General features: G+C 51.2%; 4 protein-coding genes and 1 tRNA gene. 1 reads left to right on the top strand and 4 read right to left on the bottom strand.

Annotated features, from left to right (window positions below; translation table 11 throughout):
* Window positions 1-645: 645 nt before the first annotated feature.
* The 4 genes from M0P74_14775 to M0P74_14760 form a co-directional block, all read right to left on the bottom strand.
* A complete protein-coding gene (locus M0P74_14775) occupies window positions 646-8,232 on the bottom strand; it encodes a hypothetical protein (GenBank protein MCK9364848.1) in 7,587 nt (2,528 codons plus the stop codon).
* On the bottom strand, window positions 8,225-8,575 hold the full coding sequence (locus M0P74_14770; GenBank protein MCK9364847.1) for a hypothetical protein: 351 nt from the start codon (window positions 8,573-8,575) through the stop codon (window positions 8,225-8,227). Before M0P74_14770 ends, M0P74_14775 begins: the two co-directional genes overlap by 8 nt.
* 513 nt (window positions 8,576-9,088) lie before the next feature.
* Window positions 9,089-10,951, bottom strand: coding sequence for a PAS domain S-box protein (locus tag M0P74_14765; protein ID MCK9364846.1), 1,863 nt, complete (start codon window positions 10,949-10,951; stop codon window positions 9,089-9,091).
* Window positions 10,952-11,009: 58 nt separating this feature from the next.
* A tRNA-Leu gene (locus tag M0P74_14760) sits at window positions 11,010-11,096 on the bottom strand.
* Window positions 11,097-11,347: 251 nt separating this feature from the next.
* Here M0P74_14760 and M0P74_14755 point away from each other — a divergent pair.
* Entirely contained in the window at window positions 11,348-12,271 is a 924-nt protein-coding gene (locus M0P74_14755; GenBank protein MCK9364845.1) for a bifunctional riboflavin kinase/FAD synthetase, read from the top strand.
* The last annotated feature ends 67 nt before the right edge of the window (window positions 12,272-12,338 follow it).

The following is a 12,338-nucleotide window of genomic DNA, read 5'->3' as shown; positions in this document are numbered from 1 at the left end:
AAGCAGCCTTGTTTTTAGCGACCGACAGCGAAAGATTGCACCAAAAGCCTCTCTAAGTCTATGTGAATTGGTCGCCATTTTTTACCGTAGCCTCTCTTTAATAAATTCTCCTCTGAGGTAATTGCAAAACTCCCCATTCTTGTCATTCCCGCAACGATTCTGAGCGGGAATCTGGTTCTAACTGCTTGAAAAACCATATTCCCGATAGAGACATTCGGGAATGACAAGTGGTTTTGCAATTGCCTCCTATGGCTGACGATTCATATCACACTGATTGAGAGAATAAAATAATTGAATTTGGCATTGATAAACAAATACAAGGGTGCAATATTACAGGATACTGCAAAAAGCGCCTCGACCGTAAGAGCAAATGAACACTCATCCTGACCTGAATGACAATGGGGAGTTAGCCATAAGCTCCATCTCCCCATTGTCAAAGCAAAAAATTATATATCCATCTTTACGGCGCCCTGAGCCTTCCCCACCGTACCGGGAAAACGATCAAGACCGTTCTGTAAAATATTTGCACAAGGGTAAGCACCTTATTCTCTCGATCTTGCCCATCCTGGCTTCGATTCGCTTGCGCGAAACGGTAATGACGGTCTTGACCTCCATGGTGGCTATTACTCCAATGCTTATAATAACTTATCTCAGATCACCGCCCACCTTCTGGAATATGTAGAGGGTTTCCTGAATGCCTATTTTGCCATCCCCGTCCACATCGACAGCGTCTAAATCCGGGCTGATCCCCGCGGGCGACATATTGGATAGAATCTTCAGTGTGAGAATAGCATCCCTTATGTCCACCTTGCCGTTGCCATCAACATCGCCTAAACATGATGAACAAAGTACCCTAATCTTATCAATAAAATTCCCCCTCAAATATGGGGAAGAAAAGGTTAACCGATACTTCTGATTAACCTGAAGTGTAGTTTGGGCCGTCGTATGCGTTGTCCAGTAAGGAAAAGCATTGGCGGGGAACATCCCCAGGGAAACAGGGCTCCCGTCGGGGGTTGTGTAATGGATAGTGGTTCCATCGTCGTTGATTGGTCCAATAAATACATTGGTAAATGTTGTTCCAAAAGAAGAAAACGGACCCTGCATGTGCGCAAAGGAAATAATCACCGGTCCGCCGACGCCGGAATAAAAATCCTGATACAAATAATTGGTTGGCGCATTGCCTCCCGGTAGTTCAACGAACTGATTGCCCGAAAATCCCGGTCTCATATTAACGCCGGTTCCCCCATGCCAGACGTCTATCTTTCCGTCTGCTATTGTTGTCTGCCAGCATGAGATGAGGGACTGCTCAAACCGTCCCATGCTTCCTGCGCTTCCCGGACTGAGAACCTGCGCATTTTCAAAGTCTCCATTGCAGAAACCGGTGCAGGCGCCTGGCTTCACTCTGTTTCCAAAGTTGAGATCGGAGAGGATCTGACCCGTTGCGAGCGTTACCGTTTGGGTTCCCGGAGAACTGGGGGACGTTTGCTGCCAGGGCGCATGGAGTACTTCTGAAACAGTGTAGGTCCCGGCCGGCAGGTCATAAAAACCATACATGCCGTCTGCGCCCGTGGTAACATCCGGAATGCCTGGTAAACCCACGCTGAAGTGCCAATTGGGAATCCCCAATTCACCGGGATCCTGCTGGCCATTCCCGTTTGCGTCATTAAACTTGATACCGCTGATGGAGGGTGGACAATCTGTTACACTCACTGCATCCAGGAAATTCCCGCCATCACTAGGGCCGTTCCCATTATTTGAAGAAATGGACGCAAATCGTAATGTATAAACTCCGGGAGTGGGGATCGTATAAGGCACTGAATAATATCTCCAGGCGGTATTATTGTCCGTGTAGGTTCCCAGAGAAATTGTTGGCAGGCCGCTTCCTGAAGGAGGAACAATCGATACTGCCATTACATCATCGCCGGCATATCGCCCCCGGTGGGCAAAGGAAACAGTGACCTGTTGATTTGCGGCCGCAACGGAAAAAGTATGCGAAAGTGTGCCGACTTCCGTTGCGTTCACTTCAGCAAAATAGGTTCCTGAATATGCAGGGATTGAATTGTAACCGTCATGCCAGATTTCAATGCGGCCGTCGGATGCTGTTGTTTGCCAGGAAGGAACGTTATTCTGGCTGGTTTGCACATACGTTGTCGGGGCCTGTTCGTTGAGAATTTCTTCAAAGTCGCCATTGTTGGCCAAATCAACAGGATTACAGTAATTAGCGACCATGTTCCCAAAGTTGATACCGGCAATGTTCACTCCCGCGGCAAGCGCTACCGTGTGAGCTCGAGAACCTGGGAACGTTTGGTGCCAAGACGCTTGCGGTGTTTCGGAAACATTGTACGTCCCTGTCGGCAAGTCATTGAAGCAATACTTGCCCTCTGCGTCGGTGGTCACATCCGGAATCCCCGTGATGCCCAAGCTGATCTGCCATCTCGGCAGTCCCGGCTCACCCGGATCTTGCATGCCGTTACCGTTTAAGTCGTTAAATTTTATTCCACAAATGGATGATGGGCACGTTACATTCACTGCATCAAGCAGATTGCCGCCTGCCGGATCAAATAGCGTGCCTGTGGGAGGGGGAGAAGAAATAAACCGTAACTGATAAATTACCCCGGGGTCAAGAACGTAGGGGATCGCATGCGTTGTCCACTCTGTAACAGGGGCCACGAATGTTCCTAAAGGAGCATAGGGCCCGCCAACCGGCCCAATCTCTACGCTCATTTCATTAAAATACCCATCCCGCCCCCGGTGCTCAAAGGAAATAACAACCGGTCCGGCGGCGCCGGAATAAAAATTTTGATATAATGTGCCGGTCGTATGGGCATTTACTTCAACAAACTGATTGCCCTGAGCTGAAGTTACGTAACCGTTGCCGCTTTGCCAGACTTCTATCTCACCTTTTGGCTCCGTTGTTTGCCAACAGGATACAAGTGACTGCTTAAGATAATCCTGGGAGAAGGAAATCTGCCGTTCTTCGAAGTCGCCATTGCACAAATAACTGCAATCCGCATTGACTCGCCTGTTTCCGAAGTCTTTGCCGGCGATGTTCTGTCCCGCGGCAAGCGTTACCAAGTGGACAACCGGCGAAAATGGGGACGAAGAACCGGGGAACGTCTGTTTCCATCCGGGCTTGCCTCCCTCTGAAACCATGTATGTCCCGGCAGGCAAGCTATTGAAGCAATACTCGCCGTCGGCGCCAGTCAGAACATCCGGGGCCAACTCGCCCAAACTGATTGTCCAGTTCGGCAGGACCTCCTCACCCGGATCTTGCAGGCCGTCCCCATCCAAGTCATTAAATTTCTTGCCGCAAATGGAGCCGAGCTTCGGGGTGATAAAAAACTGGTTCCCGAAGTTGATACCCGTAATGTTCACACCCGCGGCGAGCGTTACCGAGTGAGTGCCCGGATTAACCGGGAACGTTTGCTGCCATCCGCTTCCACTTGGCAATATCTCTGAAACCGTGTATGTCCCGGCAGGCACGTCCTTAAAACAATACTTGCCGCCTGCGTCAGTCGCAACATCCGGAATCCCTGAGATGCCCAGGCTGATCGTCCAGTTCGGCAACCCCACATCGCCCGGCAGATTCTGTACGCCGTTACCGTCCAAGTCGTTAAATTTGATGCCGCAAATGGAACCGAGTCTGGGGATTAACCTGTTTCCAAAGTCTTGACCGGTGATGGTCAGTCCCGCTCCCAGCTTTACCGAATGGGTTCCCGAATTAGCCGGGAAGGTTTGCTGCCATAAGCTGCCGCTTGGCAGTGTCTCTGAAACAGTGTACGTTCCGGGTGGCAAACCGTTGAAACAATAGTTGCCGTTTGCGTCAGTGATCACATCCGGAATGCCTGAGATGCCCAGACTGATTGTCCAGTTCGGCAATCCCGTCTCGTCCGGCAGATTCTGTACGCCGTTACCGTCCAAATCATTAAATTTAATGCCACAAATGGAACCCGTCGTCGGAGGCGGCACGGTAACCCTCGCGCATATATTGGTATTGTTGGCAGGGTTGGGATCAACCACGCTGCCATCTTGCGAGGCGCTCGCGCAGTTGGCGAACTCGCCACCCTGAGGCACATTGAAATAGAAGTAAGTAGTGCCATCCTGGCCGTTGCCGATAGAGCCGTTGTAGGTGCATACCATGGATGCGGGGACTGGCCCTGCGGCTTGCGTACAACTAAAACTGCCGCTGGAGCTGGTGAACACGGTTCCCGGAGGCGGAGAAAAAGGGATATCCGTCACGGTAATGGGACTGCCTGATGTCAAGGGACCATTGTTATGCACGGTCACTGCACAGTAAACTGCTTGCGGTCCATTAGTCGGGTCAAGCGCACACGTCTTCGTGACGATTAGGTCTGCGCTGTCAGGCGGCGGCTGCGGGACATTGGTGAAGGTGCAGGTGACGTTATCCCCTGCCGCCAGATCCACTGTGAACGCATGGCTAATCAGATCCACCGTCCCCACCGGCGTTCCGGTGGAGGAGGTACAGATGATGCCGGTCAAGTCCCAGCCGGTCACGGGGACGGGGTTATCGAAGTTTTCCATGACGCTGTAGCCCCCGGGCGCGAGATTGGGAAAGGTCTTGCTGCTGGAGAGTGTGGTATTTTCACTTGCCGCCCCTGCGTCGTCATCCAGTTGGAAGGGCATGATGCTACCGCTATTCGGGCCAAAAGCGTAAAAGGCGAAGTCCTGAGCGTCGTTGGGAACGGCATCCTTCACAATGGTGAGAGTGGCCGTTGGCAGAGGCTGAACACAAATTCCTGAATCTTTTATACAAATATTATCATACCCAAATCTTTCATGTTGGTAGCTCGTTGGATCTACCGGCAACTGAACTCTAATTACGTTGTTCAGAAGATCATTCCAATCAGTATAAGTAGCGCCAGGCGCCATAACCCAATGGCCATCTCCATTAGAAGGGAACGGATCGCCTGAATTAAGGCTGGCGAGCGGGGCGCAATAGGAATGCCAACCGGAACCTGCTGAAATGGGAGCAGTCGTTATGAAACTGGCTGCAAAACCGTTAGCTCCTACAATTGAAATAGACGGAGTCATCGTTTGCGGTGGATTTGTTCCGTTATAAGGATCTCCAGCGTACAAATAATTAACATCAAAGCATAATGATCCGCAGCTATTTACCAAAAGAGCTGCCCAGTCGCCGGTTAAAGGGCTGCTGGCATTGAAAAAAGACGATGCGCCAGCTTGGTCCGTCGTTTGTATAAAGTGATTATTTCCATCTGACAATACTGTAGCAAGCGTATTATTAACCTGCCAGGTGCTGGCGGAACCATCTTCAAAATCCGTGCAAAAAGGGCCCGTCGTCTGCGCCGGGGGGAGCACGGTAATCGTCGTGCAGATGTTGGTATTGTTGGCAGTGTCGGTCTCGGACGGTGTCGCAGCGTCCCCTTGCACTACCGTCGCACAGTTCGTGAACGTGCCGCCCTGCGGCAGCGTAAAGGCGAAAATGGCGTTCTGAGATTCGGTGGGCAGCAGAGACACATTGGCAGTGCAGGTAATGGGCAGGACGGGCCCTGCTCCCGGCGAACAACTGATGGGCAAGCTGCCGCCGGCGCCAATGTATGTGGCATCTGATGGCGCCCCGGTTACGATGTCCGTCAAAGTGATCGGGCTGACTGAAGGCGCTGAGCCATTGTTGGTAACGGTGACGGTACAGAGCACCGATTGCGTCCCGCTGGCCACGCACGTCTTGGTGACGCTCAGGTCTGGGCCGGCAGTCGTCGGCTGCGGAACATTGGTGAAGGTGCAAGTGACGTAATCACCCCAGTTGACAACGATATTGTCAACCGGGCTTCCGTTATCGCAGGTGGCGGAGGTCTGCGTCCAGCCGCTCGGCACGGTCTCGCTCACCGCGAAGTTATTGTAGCTCGATGAGAAGCTAAAGCTGTTACTGGAGGGGTTGGCCCCATCGTCGGTGAGGGGGATGGTGCCCAGCTCAACACTCGTTCCCAGCATCACATTGACCTTGGAGACGGTGAAATTGAAGACTTGGGAGCTCTGCGGCGATGCGTTTTTGACAATGACGAGGGTGCCCTGATCCGGCTGCGTGTTGGTGAAGGTGCAGGTGACAACGTCGCCGGGACCGACCTGTATGGCGCTCACCGGGCTGCCGTTGCTACAGGTGGCCGATGTCTGGCTCCAGCCGCCCGTTAACCCGGTCTCACTCACCGCATAGGCGCCGGGATTAACTGTGAAGGTCTTGCTCTTGAGCAGGGGTTGCAACGGGTCGTCGCTGAGGTCCCATGTGCCCAACGAACCGCCGTCGAAGTGGAATATCTTGGTTCCCTGCGGCGATGCATTCTTCACGATGATGATGGCGCCGGGCGTCGTCGCCGGGGGCGGCACGGTAATCGTCGTGCAGATATTCGTATTGTTTGTAGTATCGGTCTCGGACGGCGTAGCAACGTCTCCTTGCGATACCGTCGCACAGTTCGTGAAGGTGCCGCCCTGCGGCAGCGTGAAAGAGAAGAAGGCGTTCTGGGACTCGGTGGGCAACAGAGAAACATTGGCCGTGCAGTTAATGGGCAGGACAGGCCCTGCCCCCGGCGTACAACTGATGGGCAAACTGCCGCCGCCGCCATTAAATGTGGCATCTGCCGGGGCCCCAGTTGCAATGTCCGTCAAAGTAATCGGGCTGACTGACTCCGCTGAGCCATTGTTGGTAACGGTGACGGTACAGAGCACCGTTTGCACCCCGTTAACCGCGCATGTCTTGGTGACGCTCAAGTCGGGGGAGGAGGTGGGCTGCTCCGTATTTGTGAATTTGCAAGTGACGTTATCACCACCGGCCAGGTTTACGGTTACGGTACGGCCGGCGAGGTCCACCACCGCCGCCCCGAACGTCGCCCCGGTAGGTGTGGTGCAACTGATCCCAGTCAGGTTCCATCCGGTCACGTCATTTTCGGTGAAAGTCCAATAGCCGGGCGCCAGACTCGCCAGGGTTGTGTGGTTCATGTAGGTGTTCGTGTTATCGCCGTCGTCATCCAGGACAAACGACCCGCCGCTGTTCCCGAATGTGAAGAAAAAAGGCTGCGTGTCATCCGGCGACGCGTCCTTCACGATGGTGATCGTCCCGGTTGTCGGAGCGACCGCTGCCTCCACCTTGCGGATGCGGTGGTTCTGCGAGTCTGCTATATAGATATTGCCGGTGGAATCAACTCCCACACCGTAGGGGTATTTCAACATTGCCAAGGTTGCAGACCCTCCGTCTCCGGAAAATCCAGCCACGCCGGTTCCGGCAACGGTGGTTATGTTGCCGCTTAATGCGTCCACCTTGCGAATGCTTCTGTTATCAGTGTCCGTTATATAGATGTTGCCGCTGGAATCAACCGCTACACCCCAGGAAGTCTTCAACGTTGCGGAAGTGGCAGGCCCGTTGTCTCCGGAGTATCCAGCCACGCCGGTTCCGGCAACGGTTGTTATTATGCCGGTGTTAGCGTCCACCTTGCGAATGCGGAGATTAGACGTGTCCGCTATATAGATGTTGTCGCTGGAATCAACCGCTACGCCGTAGGGATAATTCAACATTGCAGAGGTTGCAAGGCCATTGTCTCCGGAGTATCCAGCCACGCCGGTTCCGGCAACGGTTGTTATTATGCCGGTGTTAGCGGTCACCTTGCGGATACTATGGTGATCAAAGTCCGAGAAGTAGATGTTGCCGACGGCGTCAACTGTGACACCCTGGGTTCGACTTAAAGTTGCATTAATTGCAGGACCATTTTCCCCTGAATATGCGGGGAATCCAGCCGTGCCGACGCCGGCTACAGTCGTTATTACCCCTGTACTGACGGTCACCTTGCGGATACGGTAGCTAAACGTATCCGCGATATAAATGTTCCCGCTGGAATCAACCGCCACGCCCGTAGGGCCATTCAGCGTTGCCAAGGTTGCAAGCCCATTGTCTCCCAAGTTTCCACACGCATTGGGAGTTCCGGCAACAGTTGATATCACGCCGCCCGGAGTGACTTTGCGGATGATACAGTTAGTAGTGTCCGCGATATAGATGTTGCCATTGGGATCAATGGCAACACCGGAGGGATAATTCAAACTTGCAGAGGTTGCAGGCCCGCTGTCCCCGGAGTAGGCAGCCGTGCCGTCTCCGGCAACGGTTGATATGTAGCCCGGCGCAGCATGGCTGGGTATGGCCGTTGCGAAGATGGCGAAGAAGATCAGTGAGACGTAAGACGTAAGACTTGAGACGACTTTCATTTTAAGCATTATGACCTCCTGACGCGATACGGTTTTTAAAACATGGTACAACCACAATACTATAAGCAGGGGTAATACCGGAATTTGCTGAGTTCCAGTTGGCGCCGTTGGTGGTGGAACAGAAAACGCTGCTGCCGCAAAGGCCGGCAGGCTCCCAGAAATCGGCGTGCGCAGTGCCTCCCAGCATAAAGGTAAGTAAAAAAAGGACCAGCAAAGATAGTAACTTATTATTAATATTACATCTTTTCTTTAACTTGGTAAGCGGCCACGTTATGGAAGCTGGTTGTGCAAATATGTTTGTGGCAGAGAACAAGACGGAAAGAATTACTGGCGCTAAATAAAGTTTTTTCATATTACCCCCAGTTGCAAACTATTTTTAAGAATGAACAAAATATCCGTGGAAGACAGAAGCCCGAAGCAGTGATCAGAACTCACGTTTTGGGAGGATGATCGCATCACAACGAACAGGTAAGGCAAATAGTTTGCCAATGGCCATAGGAAAATCAGAAGATATGATTAATCATCTAATAACAGTTGGTTAGATTCATAGGTGCGAACAGCGGAAAAGTCTGCAATAATTCGCTTAGCCTCAATATTTGGCGGAACCTCAACATATTGAGGGATGATACTTACCAACGAAAGCACAAATAACAGCAGCGTTTATAACGAAATGAAATAAAACAATCTTGATTGCGCTTGAAAATTCGTAACCTTGCCGGCTATTCATAGACCGGTTCTCTCCGAGCCCGAAGTTTGCCGCTTGTTTTCTTCATTATCGCAAGATTTTTCGATTGTAGTAGAACAGGTTTAAGCGAAACGTACAATATGGCAACAATGATATATTAATATTGAGGAAATTTACATATTACAGAAGTGACTGCAATTTTGATTGCAGGTTTATGTTTCTGCTCAAAACGAGCTTTTTTCTAATCCTGTTCCGGTGCGCATCAATGGTGCTGGTTTCCACTCCCAATACTTCCGCTATCTCTTTGGTGCTCTTTCCCTCTTTAACCATTGACGCCACATGAACCTCTTGGGGGGTCAAGTTGAATTGCAGTATATTTTGCAGCAGCGGGGATAATAGTTCATTCAAATTGGTTTCGATAATGCCAAGCAACAGATGCTGCTTGGCATCGTGGACGTTGGTTTGCATTTTTTCTATATATGGACACACCAGACTCTTGATATTCGAGACAATGAGCTCCTCTACCATTCTCTTGTCGTCCTCCCGTTTCTTCAGGAGTACATGCAGGGCAGTATTCATTTCCTCAAGGTTCCCGTTCCTTATTGCCAGTTCCGTGGTACGTTCCTCTACTAATTTTTCCAGCGCTTCAGTGTGTATCCGCAACTCTTCTTCCAATTGTTTGCGCTCGGTAACGTCTCTGTCCAAATGGACTATCCGCTCTATCTTGCCTTGTTTGTCCCGTATCGGGAAAGCCGATACTTCAAAAAAATGTTTTTCACCAGTGCTGTCAAAGTGAAGATGCTCCATTGTTGAAGGTTGCCCGGTCTTTAGCGTTTCCATAAGGGGGCAAGGATCATGAGGGTAGTCACAGGGAACTGATCGATGATGCGTCAATTCGTAACAATGTTTGCCAATGATCGCGTTCGCGTCAAGTCCGATAACATCGGTGAAGGCCTTGTTTGCTCCCAAGACAGTAAAATCAGCCATTCTTACGATATAGAGTGAATCAGTCAAACTATTTATGGCTGCCTCTATGAAAGCTTTTGCTGTTGTTAACTCTTCTTCATACTGTGTGCGTTCCAGTTCAGCGGCCGCACGGATCGCCACCAGCTTTAACAAAGATTCCATCTTTTGCGGATCTGCCAGCGGACTCCGTCCTGCGAGGGCAATCAAACCGATGGGGCTTCCTGAATGGCTAAAAAGTGTGGCGCCGATGCAACTCTCCGCCACGATATCCTGAAGCGCTTCATTGTGGGGCAGCACCTTGCAAATGTTCTCGAAGAAGCAATAAACGGTCTGTCCGGAAATCTTGTCAACGGGGGTATTATTGAGGTGATAAGATATATTATCCTCGAACTTGCCGTCAGCATAGAGAGCCACCGTCTGGACGGTCGGTTGAACTCCATACAGCCGGCAGATGCAGACAAAGTTCAGTTCTGCGGTTTCGGCCAGATATCGCGCCAGCGATTGAAAAAAATCATCGCCCGAAGCCGTGCCGCACTGCGCTAAAAATGTCAGCATCTTTTCGGTCTGCTTGATTTCGGTTATGTCATGGGCAATGCCGAAAATAGTCTTTTCATCAAGAGAAACCGTGTGGAGCAAGGTTTGTCTCTTGGTTCCATCAGGCCGCACATATGCGACTTTGCCAAAATTGAGCGTTTCATCGTTTGCGGATATTTTCTGGAGACGTTCTGCTGCATTGCGCGGTGAGATATCATGTGTTGTAAGCGATTTTATCTCTGCTAAAGATTGCCCCACCAATTCCAGAGCCGCAATATTTGCATCTAAGTACCGTCCAGTGCTTTTTTCAACCAGGAAGATAGCGTCGCTGGATCGCTCAAATAACTTGCGATACCGGGCTTCAGTACTTTTCAGTTCTTCAATGCTCCGCTTGAGGACGGCATTTTCGGCGAGCAGTTCGTGGTTGGTTCTGAATGTATATTTAATCTTACTACTCCTTTGAGCGCGAAACAGCACTGCCGAAAAAAAGCCCTGTTGCATAATACAAGACAGGGCTGGTAGTGCATAAAGTACCCCAGACAAAAATGGGAGGTTAGACCAGATATCTAACCTCCCATTTCAACTAAAAAAAATTTCAAAATGGTGCCGAAGCCGGGATTTGAACCCGGACAGGCGTACGCCCACTAGACCCTGAACCTAGCGCGTCTACCAATTCCGCCACTTCGGCATTGTTTCCGTGTACGAAACGATGCGCTTTTTACAATGACGCCTTGGCCATTGTCAAGTTAAAAAGAAGGCGCGCGTTGGATACTTTCCTTTTTAATGATCGGGCAAAGCGCCGGCGGTTCTTCCCGATGGTATAAACATGCCGGCAGCCGCTTCGTTATGAGCGGATATATTTTAAATACGGCGATTTTCCTTGAAATATCTGTGATTGGTGCTAATGTACGCCAACTTGGAGGGAGGCTCACTTTTTATATGGATATTATTCGCGGCAGTGAAAACATCCCCGCTGATTTGCAGGGGGTTTTTGCGACCATTGGCAATTTCGACGGGATTCATCTGGGTCACCGATACATTTTTCAAAGGATGGTGGAAGAGGCAGGCCGGGAAGGGTGCAAGACGGTTGTCATCAGTTTTGACCCTCACCCGAAGATGGTTCTCCACCCGGACAGACGTCCTTTCTATCTCATCTCCTCCGCTGAGGAAAAGATCAGTCTGCTCCGTGAGATCGGTATAGGAGCTTTCCTTATTATCCCGTTTTCGCTTGAATATTCTCAAACCACGGCGCGGGAGTTCGTGCAGGAGATCCTCTGGGAAAAATTGCGAATCAGAAAGATCATAATTGGCCACGACTACACCTTTGGTCATGCCAGGGAGGGGAATGAGGCTTTTCTGGCCACGGAAGGCAGGAGGCTGGGATTCGCAGTAGAGGCCATGAACGCGTTTTGTGCAGGCAGTGAAATTGTCAGCAGTACAAAAATCCGGGAGGCCATTCTCCAAGGCGATGTCCGTTTTGCCGCGGCGCTCCTCGGTCGCCCCTACAACATCTCCGGGCGGGTGGTTGCCGGCGATCAGCGTGGGGTTGAGTTGGGCTTCCCAACGGCAAACGTCGAAGCCAACAAGGAACTGCTTCCCCCCCACGGCGTCTATGCCGTTCGCTGCCTTTTAAAGGGTAAAAGCCATGACGGCGTTGTGAATATCGGATTCAACCCGACCTTTGCCGGCGGCAAGCTCTCTGTGGAAGTCCATATCTTCGATTTTCACCAGGACATCTACGGCGAAATTCTGGATGTTCTTTTTTTCGAGCGGCTGCGCGCCGAGATCCGGTTCGAGAGCCCCGAAAAACTGATCGCGCAGATCAAGCAGGACGCAGCCCAGGCGAGGGCTATATTGGCATAAGCGCTAAAGGCCTGTCCACAAATAACCTGAACATCTTGCAACTCATCTTTGGGCCATCTTTGGCTGT

The organism is Syntrophales bacterium, assembly GCA_023229765.1.
Lineage (GTDB): Bacteria > Desulfobacterota > Syntrophia > Syntrophales > UBA5619 > DYTH01.
The sequence above is the reverse complement of the archived record's forward strand: the minus strand, read 5'-3'. Positions and strand labels throughout refer to the sequence as shown.